The sequence below is a fragment of the Komagataeibacter sucrofermentans DSM 15973 genome, assembly GCF_040581405.1.
In the GTDB taxonomy this organism is placed as follows: Bacteria; Pseudomonadota; Alphaproteobacteria; order Acetobacterales; family Acetobacteraceae; genus Komagataeibacter; species Komagataeibacter sucrofermentans.
In genome coordinates, this window is sequence record NZ_CP137157.1 from 2667035 (window position 1) to 2690163 (window position 23129).

Consider the following 23129-nt stretch of genomic DNA (forward strand, 5'->3'; position numbering starts at 1 on the left):
GACGCCCCAGAAGGGGACGTTCAGCCGGTCAGGCCATCATAAAAATCATTACCCTTGTCGTCGATCACGATAAAGGCCGGAAAATTCTCGACCTCGATCTTCCACACCGCTTCCATGCCCAGTTCAGGGTATTCCAGCACCTCGACCTTGCGGATGCAGTCCTGCGCAAGGCGGGCTGCGGGGCCACCGACGGAGCCGAGATAGAAGCCGCCATATTCCTGGCACGCATTGCGCACGACCTTCGAGCGGTTGCCCTTGGCCAGCATGATGTAGGAGCCGCCTGCCTTCTGCAGCATGGCCACATAGCTGTCCATGCGGCCTGCCGTGGTGGGGCCGAACGCGCCGGTGGGCATGCCCTCGGGCGTCTTGGCGGGGCCAGCGTAATAGACGGGGTGATCCTTGAGGTACTGCGGCAGGCCCTCGCCCTTTTCCAGCCGTTCGCGGAACTTGGCATGCGCGATGTCACGCGCCACCACCATCGTGCCGGTCAGCGAGAGGCGCGTGCGCACGGGGTACTGCGAGAGCTTGCGGCGGATCTCGTCCATCGGCTGGTTGAGGTCGATCTGCACCGCCTCGCCCTCGAGGTCGTCATCCGTGGTCTCGGGCAGGAAGCGGGCGGGGTCGGCCTCAAGCTGCTCGAGGAACACGCCATCACCCGTGATGCGCGCCTTGACCTGCCGGTCAGCCGAACACGACACCCCGATTCCCACCGGCAGCGACGCGCCATGGCGCGGCAGGCGCACCACGCGCACGTCGTGGCAGAAATACTTGCCGCCAAACTGCGCGCCAATGCCGAGGCGCTGGGTGAGCTTGTGGATTTCCGCTTCCATCTCAAGATCACGGAAGGCATGGCCATGCACGCTGCCCTCGGTGGGCAGGCTGTCGAGCCAGCGGGTGGAGGCGAGCTTGACGGTCTCGAGATTCTGCTCGGCGGACATGCCGCCAATCACGACCGCAAGGTGGTAAGGCGGGCAGGCCGACGTGCCGAGCGTGCGGATCTTGCCGTCCAGCCATTTCAGCAGGTTTTCCTTGTTCGAAAGGAGTGCCCGCGTCTCCTGGAACAGGAAGGTCTTGTTGGCCGAGCCGCCACCCTTGGCGATGAACATGAGGTCCATCTGCTCGGCATGGTAGTCGCCCGGCGTGGCCGAGATATGGAACTGCACCGGCAGGTTGGTGCCGGTGTTCACTTCCTCGAACATGGAGACCGGGGCCATCTGCGAATAGCGCAGCGCCGTGCCGGTATAGGTATCATACACCCCGCGCGAGAAGGCTTCCTCCTCATTGCCGTCCACCCACACGCGCTGGCCCTTCTTGCCATACACGATGGCCGTGCCGGTATCCTGGCACATGGGCAGCACGCCGCCGGCTGCGATGCAGGCGTTCTTGAGCAGGTCCATCGCCACGAAGCGGTCGTTCTCCGACGCCTCGGGGTCTTTCAGGATCTTGGCCAGTTGCGCCAGATGGCCCGGCCGCAGCAGGTGCGCCACGTCATTGAAGGCGCGGGCTGCAAGTGCCGTCAGCGCCTCGGGGCGGATATGGACCACCGTGCGGCCCGCAAGGACCGAGGTGGTGATTCCCTCGATCTCAAGCTTCTTCCACGGCGTGTCATCATCGTGCAACGGAAAGAGCGGGCCATACACGAATGGCTTGCGCGCGGGTGCGGATACGTTCAACGGACACTCTCCTCTGCCTTTTCCCCCGGATTGGTTCCAGGTGGCGGCGTTGTCGAATCAGGGCGCGTCCGGTGCATCCGGCGCACCCGGATGGTTGATGTGGCTCAGCCCGGCCCGCCCGGCCCACGCTTGCGGAAGGCGGCAAGGCTTACGACCTGCGAGCCTTCTTCGCCCTTGTCCTGCTCGCCTTCCTCCGCCGCGGGTGCCGCCACCTGCACGGCGGCGGCGGGCTGTACCGGCACCACGTTCTCGCCCTCGGGCGCCGCAGCCACGGGTGGCTGCTCGGGCACGCTGAAGCGCAGGGCAAGGCGGATATGCGGATCGGCGAAGGCAGAGATGGCGGCCACCGGAATCACCAGCGTGGAGGGAATGCCGCCAAACGACAGCCCGACCGAGACAATCTGGCGCGCACGGTCCACCTTGAGATCCCAGAACTGGTGCTGGAGCACGATCGTGATCTCGTGGGGGTACTGCGCACGCAGGCGATCGGGTATTTCAACGCCCGGCCAGTCGGTCCTGAATGTCAGGTAGAAATGATGATCGCCGGGCAGGCCATGGGCTGCGGCGTAATCAAGCGCGCGCAGCATGACATGGCGGTATGAATCCTCGATCCAGGAGTCATAGGGCATGAGGCTGTCGGGGATGGCGGCGTCAAAACCGTTTTCCTCGTCGTGATCATCGGACATTTCGGACTTCTCCGTACATCCGCCCGGGTGATCCTGACCCGGAACGGATTTTTGCAGACATGCGGGTTCGGACCACGCCGTGCCACAGCATCAAGCTGTGCGTCAAACTTCAGGGCATGGCAAGACACGGGCGCGCGGCATCCCTTCACGAAGCGGATACCGCACCATCAACCTAACATGAGCACAAGAAAAAGTGGGAGGGCTTCTGTTGCCCGGTGCCCTCCCGAACCGCGCTTATCGCTTATGCAGCGACAGCGAGCACCTCTGAGTTATCGTTGGCACTTGTGATTTAGCCCGATAACGGTGGTACAATGCCGGGCAAAAGGCGGGTCTTTACCATGCGTGTCGAGCCTGTTTCGTCCCCATATCCCCCGCTTTGGGGGGAAACTGGTGGAGACGCCGGGTACCGCCCCCGGGTCCACAACACTTATTCCACGCGCCGTTTATCGCCATAGCCAAGGGGCAAGCCCCTCCTGCACTTTCCAACATAGGTGTTCACCGTGCATCTGGCAAGAGGAGGATGCACGCCGCAACGGCCAAAACGGCTGGCCCCCGCCCGGCCCATACGCCATGATGCCGCCGCGATGACGGCATAGGAAAACGCCCCTAGGACAGGCCTGCAAGGATATGGTATGGCCCGCGTCCTTGTGGTGATGCATATGAGCGAGGCGGTAGGACACATGTTTTCCAGCGAGCAGAAATCGGCAATCGAGGCAGCCCGCGCCGGATGGGCCCAGACCCGCCGCCTTGTCGTGCCCGCGGTGGAAGACGTGCTGTATTCCCCCATCCCCGTGCTCGGGACCGGCTTCGTGCGCGCGGTGGACTACATGGGCGGCGATAGCGGCATCGTGCAGGGGGCCCGCGTCTCCTACGGCAAGGGCACGCGCAGCACATCCGATGACCGGGGCCTGATCCGCTACCTCATGCGCCACCGCCACACCAGCCCGTTCGAGCTGGCCGTGATCAAGCTGCATGTGCGCGCGCCCATCTTCGTAACCCGCCAGTGGTTCCGCCACCGCACCGCCAGCATCAATGAGTACTCGGCGCGCTATTCGGTGCTGGAGAAGGAATTCTATTTCCCCCGCCCCGAGGATATCGCCGCCCAGTCCACCAACAACAAGCAGGGCCGCGCCGATGCCCTGCCCCCCGAGCAGGCGCAGCAGGTGCTCGACATCCTGCGTGATGATGCCTCACGCTGCTACGATCACTATCTCGACCTGCTCAACGAGGATGAAAACGGCGAAAAGCGCGACCCCTCGCGCCCCGCCATCGCCCGGGAGCTTGCGCGCATGAACCTGCCGGTCAACATCATGACGCAGTTCTACTGGCAGATTAACCTGTGGAACCTGCTGCACTTCCTGCGGCTGCGCGCCGACAGCCACGCCCAGTACGAAATCCGCGCCTATGCCGACGCCATCCTGCAGATCGTGGAAAAATGGGCACCGCTGACCTATGAGGCCTTTACCGATTACATGCGCGATGCCGTGCTGCTGTCCGGCCCGGCACTGCGCGTGCTGCGCGCGGCCATGGGCGGGCAGAACATCGACCCCGCAACCCACGGGCTGAGCAAACGCGAAGCGCGCGAACTTGCCGAGATGTTCCCCGAAATCGCGCCCCGGCTGACCCGCCAGGGCTGACCTGCGCGTTCAACAAAGCGTGATCTTGTGCCACCGCCCCGCTGCGGTGGCGTTGGGATGATGTGGATTTTACGTCACACCCAACGCGGCAATTCTGCCAGCATCCCCCGCCGCCAGGCCAGTCCGGGCCGGGTTCAGCCCCATGTGCATCCTGCAGGGCAGCCACAATCTTCCTTCATCAGCGGGCTAGCGGATTGCACAACAGCCATCCCATGCTAGAGAGTGACGCGAGAAAGGGGCGGTATCGCCCGGTTCAGGATTCTTGCAAACACATTGGGCCACCCCGCCATGCCAGCATGACGGTGACGCAAAGACAGAGGGAAGCGGAAACGAGTATGCGCGCAGAGACAGGATCGAATTCTTGGTCGTCCCGCCCGTTCCCGTCCCCGCGTCGTCCGGCGCTGCGCGTCGTGGGGGTGATGCTGGGTATGCTGGGGCTTGCCTCATGTGCGGCCCCGCCGCCTACCGACCCGGACGCCCTGGCTGAATACAAGGAAGCCAACGACCGCTACGAAAAGCTGAACCGCAAGGCCTTCGGCCTTACCATGTGGGCCAACAAATACACCCTGCGCCCGGTGGCCAAGGCCTATATCTGGGCCGTGCCGCGCCCGCTGCGCAATGCGTTTGGCGGCCTGTACCAGACCATGAACGAGCCGGTGGTGTTCTTTAACGACGTGGGCGCGGGCAAGCCCCGCCGCGCGGGTGATGCCTTCGTGCGCTGGTGCATCAACATGACGGTCGGCATCGGCGGGCTGATCGATGTGGCGAACTACGCAGGCTACAAGCACCATGACAACGATGCCGGCCTGACCCTGGCCACATGGGGCGTGGCCTCGGGGCCGTATCTGTTCCTGCCGGTGCTGGGTCCGTCCTCTTTCCGTGATGGCATCGGCTACGGCATCGATGTGGGCCTCTCGCCATGGAACTATGTGCCGCGTGGCTACGGGCTGCTGACCTTCAACTGGGCCTATAACATCATGGGCACCATCAATGGCATGGCCACCAATGTCGATGCGCTTGACCAGGTGATGAAGGATTCGCTCGATCCCTACGCCACCATCCGCAGCGCCTACCAGCAGCAGCGCAAGGCCATTGCGGAAACCATCAAGAACGACCACCGGGCCACCGTGCCCGACTGGTACCACACAAAATAACCAAAAAGGGACACAGCGATGCAGAGATTCATCCCCCGTCGCCATGCACTGGCACTGCTGGCAGCCCTCGCCACCATGCCTGTTGCTTCAGCATGGGCGGTTGATGCCGGCGCGCAGGCCCGTTCCTTCGTCACCATGTTTGGCAGCAAACTTGTTGGCGTGGTCAACAGCGACATCTCGCTGGAAAAAAAGAAGCAGGGCATCCTGCCCCTGCTCGAACAGTATGTGGACGTTGACGCCATCGGTCGCTACTGCCTTGGCCGCTACTGGCGCACCGCCACCGCGGACCAGCAGGCCCGCTACCTCAAGCTGTTCCATCAGGTGCTGGTCAACGCCATTACCGACAAGATTGGCGACTACCGTGGCGTGACCTTCGTGGTGGGCTCAAGCGCGCCCTCTGGCGATGACACGGCCGTGTCCACCGTCATCAACCGCCCCGGCCAGCCGGGCGCTGATACGCAGTGGATCATCAGCACCGCCAGCGGCAGCCCCAAGGTGGTGGACGTGGTGGGCGAAGGCGCAAGCCTGCGCCTGACCCAGCGGCAGGATTACGGCTCCTTCATCGCGCGCAATGGCGGCAACGTGGATGCGCTGCTGCGCGCGCTCGACAAGCAGATCGCCAACCACCACTAACGGCGCCCATAGCGGATATGTCATAAAAAAGCCGGTTTCGTACAGGCTTTTTTAATGGCGATGAGCCCTGCTCTCCCGGCTGGAAAATGCCCCCGGCCGGGTGTGCAGCGGGGCTCAGAAAGGGGGCCTCCACAATGGTACGATGCATGAAGCCTGCTGCCCATGTTGCAGGGGATTTTCGGGTCAACATTTTTTGCGATAACGCGGAAAGTGTGCTCAAACCCCTCTCCATCGATTAACCCTATGCATATATTGTATCTTTAGCTTCATGAGATCAGACCATTCATCGCCGCTGCCGGGATACCATGCCGTTCTGCCCTGGCAGCATAACGGGGCGATGCCTGAACAATTTATTCAATACAGCATGGCGCAACTCAATACATGGCGTCTGCATTCATATAAAAGAGATTATTTTCATACAATAATCAGAAAAAAGAGAACGCAGAAATGAAAAAAATTCTGAAAGCGAATAAAATTCTCTTTTTTTCGTTTATTGTAGCCGCCTTCTCGCTTGTGGTTTTTGATCTTGAGACAATCCCTTTTGGCGGCCTCACCTACAGTACCTGCAAATGGGACTGTATGTGGTACAGAGACATCATCCTGCATGGATACCAGCCCGAGGTCTATCTGTCGCTTCGCCACATAGGCAAGGCTGCCTGGCCATTTTTCCCGCTTTTTCCGGGACTTGCCGCTGGTATGAAATATCTGACGGGCCTGACTGCCGAAGGCTCGGCGCTGCTGCTTAACCAGACGCTGTTCTTCTTCATGGTAGCTTTCGCAGCGCTATATTACAAAAAATTCGTTGATGCCCAGAAATATATTTTATTTATATTTCTACTTTGCCTTTCACCATTTTCCCTATGGTGCAAAGTTCAATATACGGAATGTATTTATGCGCTCATAACGATCTCCATCGTTTATTTTGCAAAAGAAAAAAAATATATCCCGCTTTTCCTGTGCGCTTTCCTTGCCACCCTCACCCGCCCCACAGGCATCATGCTGGTAGGCACATGTGGGGCCTACCTCATGATTGAGGCGCTCAGGGCACGGAACCTGAATGATTTCTTAAACGGGGGTTTTTCCATCATGGCCGGCAGCCTGGGGCTGTCTGGCTATATGCTCTATCTCTATCATCTGAGCGGCGATGCGCTGGCCTTCTCACATCTGGAGCGAAGCTGGGGGCGCGAGTTCGCATTTCCCGGTGTGTGGCTTCTGGAGGCCGTTCGGCATGGGCACCGGATCAATGGGCTGATCTCGGCGTTTATCGACATGTTTTTCCTGTATTACGGCTTTAAAAAGCGGATGTACCTGGAAGCATCGATCCTGACAGTCACGTTCCTGTGCGCCATCAGTTCCGGTCTCGACTCACTGCATCGATACATCATGGGCAACCCTTTATTTGTCATGATTTTTACTCGGCTCTTTGATTACAAAAGTAAAAAATTCACCGATTATGCTGTTATGGGTGTTTTTGTTCTGAACATAATCATTTCGGCAATGTGGTTTAACGATTCACATTACTTCTACTAGGCGGAGGCGTTAACACCATGCCAAACAAATTGATTATTCCTCTGTCAATCCTGATTGGTTTATTTGACTTCTTTGTTCTCTCCAAAGCCATGCACCCGACAGCCAATCAAAATTACATAGATTATTTTATAAAAAAGAATACCTCGGTCATGGATTACTATTACAAAGAACTGTACGATTACGATGAGCTCAGGCAGGCCCATCCGGATATGGAGACCTGGCGGTTCAGGCCCATCTGTCAGGACAGGCAGAAAGAATGCGTCCTGCCCACACCGTCCGGGTCATCACCGTAACTGAACTTGCAGGGAAGAACGGGGACATGCCGCCCATCCCCATCTGCGCAAAGGCCGCCAGACAGTTTCAGAAAGCCATCAGGTTCCCTTGAGAATGGCGACATGGACCACGCCATCATGCGTGATCCAGCCCCGGTACATGCCATCCGTGTTGAAGGGCATGGCGATATTGCCCTTGTCATCCACCAAAATCGCGCCACCATCACCGCCAAGGGCGGGAATTTCATGGTTGATGACATCATCCGCTGCCTTGGCGAGCGGCTGGTGCATCATCGTTACCCGCATGCAGATTTCATGGGCCGCCACCGTGCGGATGTAATATTCGCCCCAGCCCGTGCCGGACATGGCGCAGCCTGCATTGGCATATGTTCCCGCGCCGATTATGGGTGAATCGCCAACGCGACCCCACATCTTGTCCGTAAGGCCGCCCGTTGAGGTCGCTGCCGCCAGATGCCCGTTGCGGTCAAGAGCCACGGCCCCCACCGTGCCATGATGGGTATCGGCTTCCTGCGCCTGCTTCTGCCGGTCTTTCTCCAGCGCCTCCTGCAACTGCGCCCAGCGCCGGTCCGTGCGGAAATAGGAGGCATCAACCAGGGCCACGCCCTGCGTTCTGGCAAAGGCTTCCGCCCCATCGCCAATCAGGAATACATGGGGCGAATGCGCCATCACGGCCGCCGCCAGCGTTATGGGGTTGCGCACATGCGTCACCCCCGCAATGGCTCCGACCTGCAGGGTCGCGCTATCCATGATGGCCGCATCCATCTCGTTATGGCCATCATGTGTAAAAACCGCGCCCCGGCCTGCATTGAATTCCGGGTCGTCCTCAAGCACCTGCACGGCCGCCTCAACGGCCTCGACCGCGGGCCTGCCGGTTTTCAGCCGGGCATACCCGGTGCGCAATGCGCGCTTGAGGGCTGCCTTGACCGCCTTTTCACGCGCGGGCGTCATATCCTTGCGGATCCCCCCTGCCCCGCCATGAATGACCAGCACCGGATCAGCCGCATAGGCAGGCACCGCCGCAGAACACAGCAGGCAGGCCAACGCCGCAGAAAGTATTTTCACCCGTCAATCTCCCCGGAGAACCAAGGAGGCGAGTTTACAGAAACAATGCGGATAGGAAACGATTTCTTCCGCACGCGGTCAGCGGGCACATGTTGAAAAAAAGCTGCACCAAACTGTCCATGCGGGCTTTTCAGGCCACCTTTAATGCAGGCTGGCCCATGAAGGCGCGCCACGCATGCTGTGATAGAGCAGGATATCGGGCCCACAGCGTTCGGGCTGGTCCGGGCAGACACTCATGCCCGCCCCGCCAAAAACCTGCCGGGCCACGATGTCATGCTCACGCACATAGGCGATGACGCGGCTCACTCCCGCATCATGCGCAAAGGCCAGCGCCGTGGTCGTTGCCTCGCGTGAGAGCGCCGTATCACGCACGGCGGCTATCATGGTGAACTGTAATTCATGGCAGTCAGGCGCAGTGGTGGAAGGCTGCACGCCTGCCAGCCCGATGAAGCGGCCCTGCTGGCGCACGGTAAACATGCCCACGCCCTCGCGGCCCCAGGTCATGAGGTCGGTCAGCATGTCCTGCTCGCTCAGCACGCGGTTGCACACGCCGCCAGCCAGCCGCCCGGTCACGCCAGCGCTGGCCTTGAGCCGCACCACGTCCTCAAGGTCGGTCCATGAGACCGGATCAAGCTGCAGGTGGCCTGTCTGTATGTGATATCGACATCCCATTACTGCCTCCCTCAGGGCCGGAGCGTGAACCCGGCCTTTATTGAAGGCAGATAATGGGGCCGATGGCAAACGGAATCAGCGCTCGATGGGGCGGTACTTGATCCGGCTCGGCTCGGTCGCATCCGGGCCAAGGCGGCGGCGCTTGTCTTCCTCATAGGCCTGGAAGTTACCCTCGAACCATTCCACGTGGCTGTCACCCTCAAAGGCGAGGATATGGGTGGCCAGACGGTCAAGGAACCAGCGATCATGGCTGATGATGACCGCACAGCCTGCGAATTCGGCCAGAGCCTCTTCCAGCGCGCGCAGCGTATCGACATCAAGGTCGTTGGTCGGCTCATCGAGCAGGATCACGTTGCTTTCCTGCCGCAGCATCTTGGCCAGATGCACGCGGTTGCGCTCACCACCCGAGAGCACGCCCACCTTCTTCTGCTGGTCAGCACCCTTGAAGTTGAAGGCCCCCACATAGGCGCGCGACGGCACGGCCCGCTTGCCAAGGTAGATCACGTCGGTCCCGCCGGAGATTTCCTCCCACACGGTCTTGTCGTCATCAAGGCTGAAGCGCGACTGGTCCACGTAGCCAAGCTTGACCGTGTCACCAATGACAAGCTTGCCGCTATCGGGCGTTTCCTGCCCCATGATCATCTTGAACAGGGTGGACTTGCCCGCGCCATTCGGCCCGATCACGCCCACGATGCCGCCCGGCGGCAGCTTGAAGTTCAGGTCATCGATCAGCAGGCGGTTGCCAAAGCCCTTGCGCAGGTCCTCGGCCTCGATAACGGTGCTGCCAAGGCGGGGGCCGGGCGGAATGACGATATCGGCAACGCCGTTTGCCTTCTCGTTGTTCTGGGCCAGCATTTCCTCATAGCGCGCGATACGCGACTTGCTCTTGGCCTGACGGGCCTTGGGCGAGGAGCCGATCCATTCCTGCTCGGCGGCAAGGGCACGCTGGCGGGCACTCTCTTCCTTTTCCTCCTGCGCCAGGCGCTTGCGCTTCTGGGTCAGCCAGGAGGAATAGTTGCCCTCGAACGGATAGCCACGGCCACGCTCAAGCTCAAGAATCCAGTTGGTGACGTTATCGAGGAAGTAACGGTCATGGGTGATGACCATCACGGTGCCTTCGTAGTCACGCAGCGTCTTTTCCAGCCAGGATACGCTTTCCGCATCAAGGTGGTTGGTCGGCTCATCGAGCAGCAGCAGGTCGGGCTTTTCAAGCAGCAGGCGGCACAGGGCCACGCGGCGGCGCTCACCACCGGAGAGCTTCTCCACCGGGCTGTCAGCCGGCGGGCAGCGCAGGGCTTCAAGCGCGATCTCGAGCTTGCGGTCAAGCTCCCAACCATCGCCCGCGTCGATCACTTCCTGCAGTTCGGCCTGTTCGGCCAGCAGGGTGTTCATCTCGTCATCGGACATGGGCTCGGCGAACTTCATCGAAATTTCGTTGAAGCGGTCCACGGCCTTTTTCAGTTCGCCAAAGCCCAGCGCCACGTTCTCGCCCACCGTCAGGCTCTCGTCGAGCTTGGGCTCCTGCTCGAGGTAGCCCACGCGCGCGCCCTCGGCGGCCCAGGCCTCGCCGCCAAATTCCTTTTCCACGCCTGCCATGATCTTGAGCAGCGTCGATTTACCGGCACCATTGACGCCAAGCACACCGATCTTGACGCCAGGCAGGAAGGACAGGGTAATGCCCTTGAAGACCTCACGCCCACCCGGATACGCCTTGGTCAGGTCCTTCATCACATAGACATATTGCGTGGCGGCCATGACGGTCGGCTCCTGATAAACTGATGAGAAAATGGTCAAGTCACCGCACGGCGTGGGCTGCATCGGGGCATGCCCGCCGTGCCGCATGCTGAAAAGCCTGCGCCCGGCAGGACTTGAACCCGCAACCAAGCCGTTATGAGCGGCCCGCTCTAACCAATTGAGCTACGGGCGCGCAGGCAGCCCCTGATCTCGCGCATGTCGCGGGATTTGGCAAGATCAACGTGCCTTTTTGTGCGTAATTTTTTCCGTTACAGGGGCGATATCGCCATAAAAAAAACAGGTTCATGATCTGGCTCATGGTTGGCCGCCCTGCCACGGAACATGACTTGCACAGAAAACGCGGGCAGATATACCGTCATCCCCCGTTAATTCATGCCGCTCCGCTCTGGGGTGGCCCTTAACGCACATACAGGCAGCAGGAGGCCTGAACAGCAATGGACGTATCGAAGATTTCCCCCGGCAAGGACGTACCCAACGACATCAATGTCGTGATCGAAATTCCGCAGGGTTCAGGCGTCAAGTACGAGATCGACAAGGATAGCGGCGCACTGGTGGTGGACCGCATCCTGTTCACGCCCATGGTCTATCCGGCGGCCTATGGCTTCATTCCCAACACGCTGGCCGCCGATGGCGACCCGACCGACGCGCTGGTGCTGATGCCCGCCGCCGTGGTGCCGGGTGTTGTGGTGCGCGCGCGCCCCATCGGCGTGCTGCGCATGGAAGACGAGAGCGGCCAGGACGAAAAGATCATCTGCGTGCCGCACGACAAGGTGCACCCGTACTATTCCAACGTGGAAAAGCTCGAGGACCTGCCCGAGATCGTGCTCAAGGAGATCGAGCACTTCTTCACCCGCTACAAGGACCTGGAAAAGGGCAAGTGGGTCAAGGTTGCAGGCTGGGCCGACAAGAAGGTAGCAGGCGAAGTAATCCTTGAATCCGTCAAGGCCGTCGCAGGCAAGTAAGCCCTGCCGATAAAAGTTTTTGGTGAAGCTTTTTTTTCAAAAGCTTTGAAAAAACGCTGCCTTCCTGAAAAAAGGCAGCGCCCAAAAACTTTTATCCCCTTCCTGTCAGGCGGCATCGGTCAGCCTGCTGCCAGTGTGGGTCAGTTCCCCGATCAGCCGGTGATAGCCCGCCATGTAGTCCTGCATGGCCAGCGTTTTTACGGCATGGGCGCGGACATTGGTCCGCAGTCTCGCTGCCAGCCCTTCATCTTCCAGCAGTTCCACCACGCCCCCGGCAATGCGCCGTGGCGCAAGGAAGGGCACAAGCCGCGCGGTGCGGCCATCTTGCAGGAATTCTTCCACCGGCGCGGTCCGGCTACCCACAATCGCACAACCACAGGCCATGGCCTCACGCAGCGACCATGACGCTACGAACGGGTATGTCAGATAGACATGCGCGTCCGAACGCTGCAGCAGGCGGCGGAAATCATCATATTCTATCTGCCCCGCAAAATGTACGCGCCGCATGTCCAGCACGCCGCCAAGCTCGGCCAGCATGTGCTGCCGCCATGTCTGCCCGCCCGGCGCGGGGCTGCCATAGCTGACTCCATCGCCACCTGCCAGCACCACCCGCACATCAGGCCGCGCCCGCAAAATATGGGGCAGCGCGCGCATGAACACATGAAACCCGCGATAAGGCTCGAGGTCACGCGCGACATAGGTGACCAGCTTCTCATCAGGCCTCACGGTCAGGCTGCCCAGCGTAAAGGGGCACAGGCGGGCCTGTGGGTCCGGGGCGCATTTATGCAGGTCCACCCCTTCGGGCAGTACGGTCAGGCGTGGGCGCGCCCAGTCGGGATAGGTCGCGTGCTGGAAGCGCGTGGGCGTATGCCCCCACCCCGGCTGGGCAAGAGCCAGCAGGTTGAGCGTATTGCGCGCGCGGATCAGGGGGGCCACATCGGCGGGCGGGGCAAATTCAGGATCAAACCCCACATCCAGCCCGGTGGGATGATAGAAGAATTCATAATAGCCCAGCAGCGGCACACCGGGATACACATCGGGCAGGTCCAGCATCTCGCCCCAGCCATGATGGCCGATGATGATGTCGGGCACATAACCCAGATCCCGCAAGGTGCGTGCCGCCCGCGCCACTGCCGCCGCGCGCTGCATGGCGCGCGCGAGTTCCGCCACCGGCCCGGGGGCGGCCAGTTCCGGCGCGGGCGGCAGGCGATAGGACACCCGGCGCACGCCTGCCATATGGGACGTTCCTGATTCGCTTATGAAAATGATTTCGTTGCCGCCCTGCCCCCGCAGGTTGCGCAGCAGGTGCAGGAACTGGGCTGGAAAATTCTGGTGCACGAACAGATATTTCATGCCGTCCTGCCCTCGCGCCCGCTGCCTGCGGTCATGAATCGGCCAGTACGCGGGGCCTGCGGGGCGTTCCACCACCACGGCGGGGCGACCGGGCAGGCGAGGCCGCCGTGGCGCTGCCGGGCTTGCGGTGCCACCAGGGCACGGGCTGGTCCGGGCGGGCCTGCATCTGCCCTGAGCCCTTCCGCTGCGTCTCTTCAGGCGGTGTATCGTCACGCGCGGTCTGCGCTCCTGCCGCGGGCATTACCCTGCCGGCACGCGGGGGCGGAACACGCCTGCCCCGCCGGACCCGCCCCACCGGCGGCGCTGGCGCCACCGGCGGGGGCAGCGCCTCGAGCAACTGCGCTTCCACACCGTCATCAACCGGTTCTGGCGCGGGAATGACCGGTTCAGCCGCGACCCGGGGCCGCACCACTACACGAAAAGCCTCGAGCGGGGCCTGTGTTGCGGCCATGACTGGCCCATCTGCCACCGGCCCGCTCCGGCTGCCATCGGTAAAGCTGGCCTCCACCTGGCATTCATGGCCCTGCGCCGCTGCCCCTTTCAGCCGCACGCGCAGGCCAAGCAAGGGCAGCGCCATGCCCCGGCTGCCACAATATCCGCCCCCATTCACCCACGGCGAGAACCAGTCCTGCCCCAGTATGGCCTGATATTCGAGATCACCGGGCGCAATACCCGGGGATGGCTGGATAGCGAACCCCTCAAGCCAGTGCCCGCTGCCACTCTCCCCCATCCATGCCCCAAGTTCTGCCTGCACATCGCCCCGGTGCTGGATATGGGCAACCATGCCCCCCGCCGCCGGGGCGGGAGCTGCCTGCGCCACCCGTGCCGGTTGCGCGGCAGGCCGGGCCTCAGCCGGGCCGCCGAGGCGGACAATCTGCAGGGCGGGCAGTTCACTGGGCGCCTCATGCTCGCGATAGGTGGTGACCAGCACTGCCCCACCACCTGCAGGCACCATGACCAGCGCCGCCCCGGCACTCGCCCCGATCCAGCCCTGCGCATCAAACGTGCTGACCCGCACCCCATCCTCCCCCGGCGGCGCACTGACACGCATGCCTGCCAGCCTGCCAAAGCGCACGGGGGCTGGCAGGGCGGCATGAAACAGGCAGTACAGCCCTGCATCCAGCCGCATGAGCCGTGCCGTGGCCTGCACGGTATCGGGCTTGGCCTGGGGCACCGGTTCGTTTGCGGTCTGCGTCATGGCTGCTTCCCCCACGGAGAAGAAGACGGCACGGGCGCACAGGCAGGAGCAGGACAGGTCAAGGCGGGCCTCTTGGGAGTGGTCAGGAACACACCGGGCGGCTCACGTCATGCCCGGCCCGTGCATAAGACAGCAAAAACGTATTCAATTGGTGAACGGGCAGCCCCAGCGGCACGCACGCGCCCCGCCCCGTGGCCCGGATGCGCTGCGCCACGGTGCCGATATCAAACGCCACGGCCCGCAGCCCCGCCCGCCACAGCAGCGTAAGCGTGAAGCACCATGTCTCGGGCCATAGCGCGGGCAGGAAGCCCACATCGCCCGCGCAGCCCCGCACCAGCGCCAGGCCATCCGCCTCGTCATAATGGCCGGTCACGAACACGCGGCCCGTTTCCAGCAGGGCGGCATCATCCACCGTATGGCCCACCACCACGAATTCCAGCGGCAGGTCGCGCGCCCGCGCATCGCGTGCCGCCGCAAGCACGATGGCATGGCCTTTTTCCACCCCGATTCCCCCCACGATCACCACCCGGCAACGATCATTCCGTGGCGGCAGGCCAGTCGCGGCAGCGGTGACATCCTGGGCGGCGAAGTGCGGCAGGGACAGCGCAGGGCCATCATCTTCCAGCGCGTGCACATGGGGCGTGACATGCGGAAAATACCGGCCCAGCCGCAATGCGACCTCCGCCGAGGGCACGATCACCCGCCGCGCACCGGCAAGGTCACGGGCCGTGTCATGGCGCAGGCGCGTCACGTCGCGCTCCCCCACCACCGAGCCAAGCACGCCCACGCAGGCCGCGCATCCTGCCGCATCCGGCTCGCCACAATAGCGCCCCGCAGGCCCCACCAATGTTACGCGCGGGCACAGCCCGGCATAGTCATGCACGTAATAATCACAGGGCAGCGCCAGCACGCGGCACAAAGCCCGCGCACGCGCATCGTGCCCCAGTTGATGATGGATCTCGACCTGCGCCACGCCCAGCGCGCGCAGCAGCGCCACAAGGGCCGGTTCCTGCGCGGGCCAGGCAAAATGCAGGTCGGGCCAGTCGGCCTCTGGCCTGCCATCACGCAGCACGAACCCCTCGGGCGTGGGGTCGAGCACGACAGGCAACCGCCCCGCCTCCAGCCAGTGCCGCCCGCGCGCTTGCACCACGCGGGCCACGCCGCCGCCTTCGCCATGGCTGACCAGCAGCACCGCCCCCGCCAGCCCTGCCGCAGCAGCCCCCCGGCACCACACCAGCACCGACAGCCTGTGCCGGGCCGCCCGCAACGGGTCGGCCTTGATATGGGCCGCCACCAGCGCATCATAACCGGGAAAGAGCCGGTTCAGAATCCAGATATTGCGCCGCAGCAGGTCAGCCCGTGCGCTGGCAAACGACACGCCCCCCACATGCCCCACGAACGCCCCCACCGCCGCCCGGTGCCGCCAGCCGCCAAGGCGGCCACGCATGCAGAAATCATTTTCCTCGCCATAGCCACGGCCAAACAGTTCGGGGCGGAATGCGCCAGTGTGACGCAGGCAGTCATAGCGGATGAACATGCAGAACCCGTGCGTGGTCGGCACCTCCACATCCCCGCCACCATTGGCGCGGCGGGCCGCGGCCATCAACCACCGCACCGCCGCAAGCCCGCCCACCAGCGGGGCAGGATGGGCGGGGTCGGGCCATGTCAGGATGGTCGCATCGTTTGAAAGCGGCGAGACGGTGCCCGTATCGGCGCGGGCATAGGCCACGTGCCGCATCTCCTCCAGCCAGCCCGGCGCCACCAATGTATCGCTGTTGAGCAGCACCACGTCATCGCCCCGCACATCCGCCAGCGCGGTGCAGATCGCAGCCGGATAGCCCCGGTTGCGCGCATGGCGGCGCAGGTGAATGCGCCCGGTCGCGGCAAGGTCGCCCAGCGCGATGGCAAGGTCAGGGTCCGGCGTGGCGTCGTCCACCACCATGATGTCCGTGACATGACGCGTCGGGGCATCAAGGCTGGCCAGCACGCTGTCGATACAGGCGAGCGTGCGGACCCGGTCGGCATAGACGGGAATGACCACCCGGCAGCGTGGGGCAACGGGTGGCACGCGCACCGGTGCCGCGCCATGGCCCCGCATGGCGGGAAACACGGGCCGGGCGGCGGGAAGCCCGACGGGTAGCGGCGAGCCGGTGACATCCCGCCCGTCGGGTCGCACGACCCGCACGCTGCCGCCTGTTGCCAGGGCCTGCCACGGCACATGAAATGTCCAGACCGGCAGGCCGGGACCTGCCGCGCTGTCGTGTCGGCCCACCCTGCCGCGCCTGAGCGTGAGGCTACGCCTGCCCCCGGCATCAATCAGGTGCAGTTCGGGGCAATGATCGGGCCGGGCGGGCATGAAGGCCCAGCCCGCAAGGCCATGGTCATCGGGCCACATCGCCCCCAGCGTAGCGCCCAGTGCAACAGGGTCGGGGCGACCGCCCAGCAGCAATGCGCCCGCATGGCGCACCCTGATCTCGCGCACATGCCGCCAGTAGGAGGGAAGCGCCGTACTGCCGCCCGGCAGCAGGGCGCGGGGCTGGCCATCAAGCGCCATGTCAGGCATGTCGCCTGCGGGCAGGCTGCCCCAATGCAGCACCCCATCAGGGGCGAGCGCGCACCAGCCGGGTCGCCCCGTGCGCTGGCATACCAGATCCGCCGCCCCACGCAGGTCGGGATCGAAACCATAACGGGTAAAAAACCGTTCAAGCGCCGCCGCCGCGCGGGTCCATGCCCCGGCCCCGCACAGGGCCAGCACCAGCAGTTTCAGCCCCGTGCGGAATTCCTGCGCCGCCATGACCTGCTCAACCGCGCGCGCGGCCTGTGCCGCCTGCCCCGCGCCCAGCAGCACCGCTGCCTGCGCGAAGCGAACCGCCCTGTCACCCGAGGCCATGCGCCCCGCACGCGCCATCCACGCAACGGCCTGCCCGTGCCGCCCATCCGCCGCATGCCGCCATGCCTGCCGCATGGCGCCGCTGACCTCCACCTCCGGCACGTTGTCAGGTGTTGTGTGGGGCGGTCGCCTGCTCATCCGCGCGGCAGTTGCGCGCATTCGGCCCGCGCTGCATCCAGCCCCTGTGCGCTGGCCTGTTCCAGCCAGTGGCGGGCCTGCACGGGATCTACCGGCCCGGCCAGTCCCCGCGCCAGATAGCGCCCCGCCATAAGCTGGGCCAGCGCGTGGCCCGCCACGGCCCCCTGCATGAACCAGTGCAGCGCCTGCGCCCGGTCGGGCGTTATGTCGTGGCCGCCACCATACAGCGCACCCAGCGAGAACATCGCCCCAGCCCGGCCAGCGGCGGCGGCCTTGTGATACAGGGCCAGCGCCCCCGCATGGTCGCGCGGGCCGCCGCGCCCCTCCAGCCGGAGCTGGGCTGCGGCAAGACAGGCCTCGGGCAGGCCATGCGTGGCCGCCTGCTCCAGCCATTGCCGCGCGCGCGCCGGATCAGCCGCCACGCCATCGCCCTCAAGCAGCATGCGGCCATGCCAGTAAGCGGCATTGACCACGCCCGCGCGGGCCGCGCGTTCCATCCACGCGGCTGCCGCCACGCGGTCCACGGGCCGCCCCACACCGCCATGCAGGCTGACAGCGAGGTTAAAGGTGGCAACCGGGTCACCCGCCCGTGCCGCCGGTTCAAAATCAACCAGAGCGGGCGTGGTGGCGGCCGGTTCCTCCGCATGGGCCTGCAAGGTTGCGGCAAGGTCGCTCATGGCCGTTACATCGCCAAGTTCCGCCGCGCGTTCCAGCCACTGGCGGGCCAGTTCGGGGTCAGCCGCCACGCCGCGCCCCTGCTGGTACAGCACGGCCAGCATGCGGCAGGCCAGCGCATGACCCTGCCCTGCGGCCATGCGGTACCACGCAACCGCCTCATGATCGGCGGGAATCGCCGCCTCACCGCGTGCATGCAGGTCGCCAAGCAGCGCAGCGGCCTCGCGGTCGCCACCAAGGGCCGCGCGGCGCAGCCATGTCTCGGCCATCAGCATATTGCGCGGGCCATCCGCCCGGTCATGCAGCAGCAGCGCGCCATAGCGGGCCTGTGCCGGGCGCACGCCCTGTTCGGCCGCGCGTTCATACCACAGTGCGGCGCGGGCACCGTCACGCGCCACGCCCCAGCCGCGCTCATGCAACAGGCCCAGCATGTACTGCGCGGTGGGCAGGCCGCTTTCCGCCGCGCGGTTCAGCGCTGCCACCGCATCGGGGTCGGTGCCCGGTGCCTCGGCTGCCAGATGGGCCACCGCAAGCCCCAGATCACCCTGCGGGCACCCCGCTTGTGCCGCGCGCGCGCACCAAAGGCGCGCCGCCTCCGGGTCGCGCACGCTGTCAGGCCCGCAGGCCAGCAGGTAGCCATAGAGCGCCTGCGCATCGGGCAGGCCGAGCGTAGCCGCACGCTGTGCCCAGCCGGTTGCGGCAACAGGGTCGGGCCAGCGCTCGATGCCCGCAGGCAGCACCGTGGGCAGCAGGCCATCGGCCCCCCTGCCATCGGGCGGGTCGACCAGCAGCATGAGCGCCATGGCAAAACAGGCTTCGGCATGCCCGGCGGTTGCGGCACGGTGCATCCAGCGCACGCCCTCGGTCGGACTCCGCGGCACGCCCTGACCTTCCAGATAGGCACGGGCTACCTGGTACTGTGCTGGCACCATGCCATCCTGCGCCAGCCGGCCCAGCAGGGCGAAACCCTGCGGGGCGCGGCCTTCGTGCTCCAGCCAGCCTATGGCGCGCTGCAGCCGCCCCTGCGCGGAGAACCCCTCCCGCCAGCGGGAAAACAGCTTGCGCATACCGCCCCCGCTCAGGGTTCGCGCATGCCGTCGGTCACGGCAGGCAGCAGGCGGTTGAGCAGGTACTGCATCATGGTGCGCCGCCCGATATGAATATCGGCCTCGACCGGCATGCCGGGCTGCGGGTGGAAAAAAGGCGGCACGCCATGCAGGGTGTAACGGTCGATGGAAAGGCGCACGCGGTAGAAGGCGTTCATCGGGTCGCCGTCTTCCTCGCCCGTCTGCGCGCCGCTGCCGCCCGGACGGCCCGAGGCATCGGTAAACGCATCGGGGCTGATGACGCGCACCGTGGCATCAGCTCCGCCATACTGCGTGTAGGGGAAAGCCGAGAATTTGAGCAGCGCGTGATCGCCCGCGCGCACATAACCCGCATCCACCCCGCGCAGCGTGGCCTCGACATCAAGCCGGGCTGCAGCGGGCACCAGTGTCATGAGCGGGCTGGCCGCCTGAATGACCGAACCTGCGGAAAGATGGGCGATGCTCAGCACCACCGCATCGCGGTCTGCGCGCATGATGACAAGGTCGTGGTGCAGCATGGCCTTGCTGTAGCTGCCCTCGGCATCGGCCAGGCGGTGCTGGGCCAGGGCAAGATCCTGATACACGGTCGCATGCCAGTTGCTGACATAGCCATCACGCTGCGCCACCATGCCGTCGAGACGGGCGCGGGTGCTGTCTGCCTCGTGCCGGGCGGAAACCTGCGAGCGCACCACCTCCATCAGGCTGTCCTGCGCCGCGAGCGTGGAGAGCCTGCTGCCCACCTGCTCGTGCTGCAGGCGGGTGCGCATGTCCTGCACGTCACGCGCCACGCGGGCGCGGGCGGCATACATCGCGGCACTGGCCTCATAGCCCTGCAACTCGCTTTTCAGCCCCGCGATCTGGCGGTCGTAATTGGCCATCTGGGCCGTGTATTCGGCTTCACGCCGCAAAAAGGCCGCCGCTTCCTGCACGGAAGCCGGGTCGTTGACATCCGCTTTGTAGGACTGGCCCGCGGCCTCGGCGGTGCGGCGCGCCACTTCGGCGCGATAGGCCATGACCTGGCGGCGCAGGTTGGTCACGTCGGCATCGGTCATGGTGGGATCGAGCCGGGCGAGCACCTGCCCCTTGCGCACGCTGTCGCCCTCATGCACGTCGATCGAACGGATGATTGCGGTCTCGAGCGGCTGGATGACCATCGTCTCGTCAAACGGAGTGAGCCTGCCATTGACACTTACCACCCGGTCAAGCGGCAGAAAGGTCATGACCAGCAGCCCCGCCCCCGCAAGGGCCGCGATCAGCCAGACCACATAACGCGCCGCATCCGACGGCGGCAGGCTCACCAGCGCAGCACTGGGCGAGTAAAAGGACAGCAGCGCGGGCGGCAGGTCGGTTGGCACATCCGCCGTAGGCGGCGGCAGCACCGACAGGATCGCGCCCTCCGCAGGGCCGCCCTGTGCATCGGGCGGTGGGATCAGGGCCTGCCCGCTCATGCCGCGTCTCCGTGCATGGCGGCGAGTTCTGCGGCGTTCTCACCGGTTTCGGGCAGGCGGTTCTGCTGCATCCACAGCGTGCGGTAGATGGTGCAGCGCTCCAGCAGTTCGGCATGCGTGCCGATATCGACAACGCGCCCATGGTCGAGCACGCAGATCTGGTGGCATTCCACCAGCGAAGCCAGCCGGTGCGACACGATCACCATGGTGCGCCCGCGCGCGAGGTGGCGCAGGTTGGCGTTGACCACCGCCTCGCTCTCGGGGTCGAGCGCGGAGGTGGCTTCATCAAAGATCATGAGCTTGGGGTCGGAGATGACCGCGCGCGCAATCGCGAGGCGCTGGCGCTGGCCGCCAGAGATGTTGGTGGATCCTTCCTCGATCCAGGTATCGAAGCCCGCGGGCATGCGCTCGATGAATTCCTCCGCTCCCGCAAGGCGGGCGGCGCGCACCACGTCCTCCAGCGTCAGGCCCGGTCGGCCCGCGATGATGTTGTCGCGGATGGTGCCGCGAAACAGGAAGTTGTCCTGCAGCACCACCCCGCATGAGCGGCGCAGATAGGTCAGGTTGATCTCGCGCAGGTCTATGCCATCGAGCCGCAGGTGGCCGGTATAGCTGCGGCTTACGCCCTGCAGCAGCCGCGTGATGGTGGATTTGCCCGAACCGCTGCGCCCTACCAGCCCCAGCATGGTGCCCGCGGGCACGCTGAAGGTGATGTCATCAAGCGCGGGCGCGGAAGCGCCGGGATAGGTAAAGCACACATTGGAAAACGACAGCGCCCCGTGCAGCGGCGGGCGCAGGCCGGTGGTGAGCGCGCGGGTCTCGGTCGGGCGGTTGAGCACGGAACCGGTCTCGGCCAGGGCGGCGCGCACCTCGTTGAAATCATCGATCAGCCGGGCCATGCCCACCAGCGGCGAGGCCACGCGCCCGCCCAGCATCATGAACGCCATGAGCGCGCCCGCCTCCATGCCCGAACTGGTGGAGGTAATGGCCATATATGCCCCGATGAGGATGATGCCGCGATTGATGAACAGGTCGAGCGGCATGACCGCCGTGCCCACCCAGTTGCCCATGCGCCCGGCATCGAGCGAGGCGGTGACGACATCGGCGGTCTTTTCATCCCACACTGCGCGGCGCACCGGCTCCAGCGCCAGGGTCTTGACGGTGCGGATTCCGGCTACAGTTTCATACAGTGCGGCGCTGCGGGCCATTTCGGCGCGGACCTGCCGGTTGATCAGCCGCCCCACTGTAGGCATGGCCAGCAGGATGATGACGCCAATCAGCGCCGCGCCCACAACGGTCATCCATGCCAGCGCGGTGCTGAGCCAGAACAGGAAGGGCAGCACCACCAGCAGGGTGAACAGGTCGAGGAAGGTGCCCAGCAGCTTGCCGGTCATGAACTGCCTCACCTTGTAGATGGCGCTGATGCGGCCGATGATGTTGCCTGCCTGCTCGCGCTCGAAAAACTCCAGCGGCAGGGCCAGCAGCCGGTCGAACACCGCAAGCGAGATGCGCGTATCCAGCCGCGTGGTGAGCACCAGCGTGATCTCGCGCCGTGCATGGGTAAGCAGGATTTCATAAAACCCCATGACCACGACCAGCCCGGCAAGCGAGACCAGGGTGGCCATGGAATGGAAGTTCACCACCCGGTCGATCACCTGCATGACGATAAGCGGCGGGAAGATGGCCAGCATGCTGATCACCATGGAGGACAGCACCACATCGCGCAGCAGCCTGCGCTCGCCCAGCACAAGGCGGCGCAGCCACGCGAAATCGACCGGCGGCTCGGAGCGCGTGCTGTCATGCTGGCCACGCACCAGCAGCACATCGCCCGTCCAGACCGCTTCAAGCCGCAGGGCATCGACTGCCACCGGAGACGTGTCGGGGCTGGCGAAGGGATCGGCCAGCCAGATCACGCCACCGGCTTCATCCGCGCCGACCATGAGCCCCGCCGAACCATCGGCAAACATGAGCACGACCGGCGGCACGTCGCGCAGGCGCACGAGGTCGCGCCATTGCAGGCGCATGCCCCGTGCCGTGCCGCCGTTTTCCTCCACCCAGCGCGCCAGGGCGGGAATGGAGGGGGCACGCTCGCCCTCTTCCCCGGCAAAATCGCGTACGTCGAGGTCAATGCCATGAAAGCGTGCCGCGCGCAGCACGGCCTGCAGGCGGATCAGTTCCGGCGCGCGCCGTGGCGCAGCCTGCCCCCCGACGCCATCACCTGCTTGGTCTGGATGGCCCACGGCACCCCTTTGCGTTGCACGCTCTGTCTAGTGATGCGGCCAAAG

General features: G+C 64.4%; 17 protein-coding genes, 1 tRNA gene and 1 other RNA gene. 6 read left to right on the forward strand and 13 right to left on the reverse strand.

Translation table 11 applies throughout. The annotated features are described in order from the left end of the window. Nucleotides 1–20: 20 nt before the first annotated feature. The 3 genes from R5N89_RS12645 to ssrA all read right to left on the reverse strand — a co-directional run bounded on the left by R5N89_RS12645 (nucleotide 21) and on the right by ssrA (nucleotide 2876). Nucleotides 21–1673 carry a fumarate hydratase gene (locus tag R5N89_RS12645; protein ID WP_110569523.1) on the reverse strand — a complete coding sequence of 551 codons (1653 nt, stop codon included), beginning with the start codon at nucleotides 1671–1673 and terminating at the stop codon, nucleotides 21–23. Nucleotides 1674–1777: 104 nt separating this feature from the next. After that, a complete protein-coding gene (locus R5N89_RS12650; protein WP_110569522.1) occupies nucleotides 1778–2359 on the reverse strand; it encodes an SspB family protein in 582 nt (193 codons plus the stop codon). Between the two features lie 192 nt (nucleotides 2360–2551). After that, nucleotides 2552–2876: a transfer-messenger RNA gene (gene ssrA, locus R5N89_RS12655) on the reverse strand. A gap of 163 nt (nucleotides 2877–3039) precedes the next feature. On the opposite strand from ssrA, the gene thyX reads away from it, so the two are divergent. The 5 genes from thyX to R5N89_RS12680 all read left to right on the forward strand — a co-directional run bounded on the left by thyX (nucleotide 3040) and on the right by R5N89_RS12680 (nucleotide 7606). Beyond that, nucleotides 3040–3996 (forward strand): FAD-dependent thymidylate synthase, encoded by a 957-nt coding sequence (gene thyX / locus R5N89_RS12660; RefSeq protein WP_110569588.1) that lies wholly within the window; start codon nucleotides 3040–3042, stop codon nucleotides 3994–3996. Nucleotides 3997–4412: 416 nt separating this feature from the next. Further along, nucleotides 4413–5150 carry a VacJ family lipoprotein gene (locus R5N89_RS12665; protein WP_110569587.1) on the forward strand — a complete coding sequence of 246 codons (738 nt, stop codon included), beginning with the start codon at nucleotides 4413–4415 and terminating at the stop codon, nucleotides 5148–5150. Between the two features lie 18 nt (nucleotides 5151–5168). Continuing rightward, entirely contained in the window at nucleotides 5169–5783 is a 615-nt protein-coding gene (locus tag R5N89_RS12670; RefSeq protein WP_110569521.1) for a phospholipid-binding protein MlaC, read from the forward strand. A 447-nt stretch (nucleotides 5784–6230) separates the two neighbouring features. Further along, nucleotides 6231–7313, forward strand: coding sequence for a hypothetical protein (locus tag R5N89_RS12675; protein WP_110569520.1), 1083 nt, complete (start codon nucleotides 6231–6233; stop codon nucleotides 7311–7313). A gap of 17 nt (nucleotides 7314–7330) precedes the next feature. Next, nucleotides 7331–7606 carry a hypothetical protein gene (locus tag R5N89_RS12680; protein WP_208624699.1) on the forward strand — a complete coding sequence of 92 codons (276 nt, stop codon included), beginning with the start codon at nucleotides 7331–7333 and terminating at the stop codon, nucleotides 7604–7606. A 78-nt stretch (nucleotides 7607–7684) separates the two neighbouring features. Here the strand turns inward: R5N89_RS12680 and R5N89_RS12685 are convergent, their stop codons facing one another. The 4 genes from R5N89_RS12685 to R5N89_RS12700 form a co-directional block, all read right to left on the reverse strand. Continuing rightward, on the reverse strand, nucleotides 7685–8668 hold the full coding sequence (locus R5N89_RS12685) for an isoaspartyl peptidase/L-asparaginase family protein (protein ID WP_110569518.1): 984 nt from the start codon (nucleotides 8666–8668) through the stop codon (nucleotides 7685–7687). Nucleotides 8669–8809: 141 nt separating this feature from the next. Beyond that, entirely contained in the window at nucleotides 8810–9340 is a 531-nt protein-coding gene (locus R5N89_RS12690) for a GNAT family N-acetyltransferase (RefSeq protein WP_110569517.1), read from the reverse strand. Between the two features lie 75 nt (nucleotides 9341–9415). Then, nucleotides 9416–11095, reverse strand: a complete 1680-nt coding sequence (ettA, locus tag R5N89_RS12695; RefSeq protein WP_110569516.1) for an energy-dependent translational throttle protein EttA — start codon at nucleotides 11093–11095, stop codon at nucleotides 9416–9418. 98 nt (nucleotides 11096–11193) lie between these two features. Then, a tRNA-Ile gene (locus tag R5N89_RS12700) sits at nucleotides 11194–11267 on the reverse strand. 262 nt (nucleotides 11268–11529) lie between these two features. On the opposite strand from R5N89_RS12700, the gene ppa reads away from it, so the two are divergent. Beyond that, complete coding sequence (gene ppa, locus R5N89_RS12705) at nucleotides 11530–12057, forward strand: inorganic diphosphatase (protein ID WP_061272287.1); 528 nt, start codon at nucleotides 11530–11532, stop codon at nucleotides 12055–12057. Between the two features lie 105 nt (nucleotides 12058–12162). On the opposite strand, the gene R5N89_RS12710 is transcribed toward ppa, so the two are convergent. The 6 genes from R5N89_RS12710 to R5N89_RS12735 all read right to left on the reverse strand — a co-directional run bounded on the left by R5N89_RS12710 (nucleotide 12163) and on the right by R5N89_RS12735 (nucleotide 23084). Further along, entirely contained in the window at nucleotides 12163–13410 is a 1248-nt protein-coding gene (locus R5N89_RS12710) for a glycosyltransferase family 4 protein (RefSeq protein ID WP_110569515.1), read from the reverse strand. A 31-nt stretch (nucleotides 13411–13441) separates the two neighbouring features. Beyond that, nucleotides 13442–14608: a hypothetical protein gene (locus tag R5N89_RS12715; RefSeq protein WP_110569586.1), complete on the reverse strand. Its 1167-nt coding sequence runs from the start codon at nucleotides 14606–14608 to the stop codon at nucleotides 13442–13444. Nucleotides 14609–14690: 82 nt separating this feature from the next. Continuing rightward, the gene (locus tag R5N89_RS12720; protein ID WP_354680683.1) at nucleotides 14691–17636 is read right to left on the reverse strand and encodes a glycosyltransferase; all 2946 of its coding nucleotides are present in this window, start codon (nucleotides 17634–17636) and stop codon (nucleotides 14691–14693) included. Then, the gene (locus R5N89_RS12725; RefSeq protein WP_110569514.1) at nucleotides 17633–19378 is read right to left on the reverse strand and encodes a tetratricopeptide repeat protein; all 1746 of its coding nucleotides are present in this window, start codon (nucleotides 19376–19378) and stop codon (nucleotides 17633–17635) included. The genes R5N89_RS12720 and R5N89_RS12725 overlap by 4 nt, the downstream gene beginning before the upstream one ends. 11 nt (nucleotides 19379–19389) lie before the next feature. Beyond that, entirely contained in the window at nucleotides 19390–20844 is a 1455-nt protein-coding gene (locus R5N89_RS12730; RefSeq protein WP_110569513.1) for an HlyD family type I secretion periplasmic adaptor subunit, read from the reverse strand. After that, nucleotides 20841–23084: a peptidase domain-containing ABC transporter gene (locus tag R5N89_RS12735; protein ID WP_110569512.1), complete on the reverse strand. Its 2244-nt coding sequence runs from the start codon at nucleotides 23082–23084 to the stop codon at nucleotides 20841–20843. Before R5N89_RS12735 ends, R5N89_RS12730 begins: the two co-directional genes overlap by 4 nt. Between the last annotated feature and the right edge of the window lie 45 nt (nucleotides 23085–23129).

What these genes read in the sequence shown, in the direction of transcription:
- R5N89_RS12680 (WP_208624699.1), top strand. Translation starts at nt 7,331, where the DNA reads ATGCCAAACAAATTGATTATTCCTCTGTCAATCCTGATTGGTTTATTT.
- R5N89_RS12725 (WP_110569514.1), bottom strand. Translation starts at nt 19,378, where the DNA reads ATGCGCAAGCTGTTTTCCCGCTGGCGGGAGGGGTTCTCCGCGCAGGGG.
- R5N89_RS12670 (WP_110569521.1), top strand. Translation starts at nt 5,169, where the DNA reads ATGCAGAGATTCATCCCCCGTCGCCATGCACTGGCACTGCTGGCAGCC.
- R5N89_RS12715 (WP_110569586.1), bottom strand. Translation starts at nt 14,608, where the DNA reads ATGACGCAGACCGCAAACGAACCGGTGCCCCAGGCCAAGCCCGATACC.
- R5N89_RS12690 (WP_110569517.1), bottom strand. Translation starts at nt 9,340, where the DNA reads ATGGGATGTCGATATCACATACAGACAGGCCACCTGCAGCTTGATCCG.
- ppa (WP_061272287.1), top strand. Translation starts at nt 11,530, where the DNA reads ATGGACGTATCGAAGATTTCCCCCGGCAAGGACGTACCCAACGACATC.
- R5N89_RS12720 (WP_354680683.1), bottom strand. Translation starts at nt 17,636, where the DNA reads ATGAGCAGGCGACCGCCCCACACAACACCTGACAACGTGCCGGAGGTG.
- R5N89_RS12710 (WP_110569515.1), bottom strand. Translation starts at nt 13,410, where the DNA reads ATGAAATATCTGTTCGTGCACCAGAATTTTCCAGCCCAGTTCCTGCAC.
- R5N89_RS12650 (WP_110569522.1), bottom strand. Translation starts at nt 2,359, where the DNA reads ATGTCCGATGATCACGACGAGGAAAACGGTTTTGACGCCGCCATCCCC.
- ettA (WP_110569516.1), bottom strand. Translation starts at nt 11,095, where the DNA reads ATGGCCGCCACGCAATATGTCTATGTGATGAAGGACCTGACCAAGGCG.
- R5N89_RS12675 (WP_110569520.1), top strand. Translation starts at nt 6,231, where the DNA reads ATGAAAAAAATTCTGAAAGCGAATAAAATTCTCTTTTTTTCGTTTATT.
- R5N89_RS12730 (WP_110569513.1), bottom strand. Translation starts at nt 20,844, where the DNA reads ATGAGCGGGCAGGCCCTGATCCCACCGCCCGATGCACAGGGCGGCCCT.
- thyX (WP_110569588.1), top strand. Translation starts at nt 3,040, where the DNA reads ATGTTTTCCAGCGAGCAGAAATCGGCAATCGAGGCAGCCCGCGCCGGA.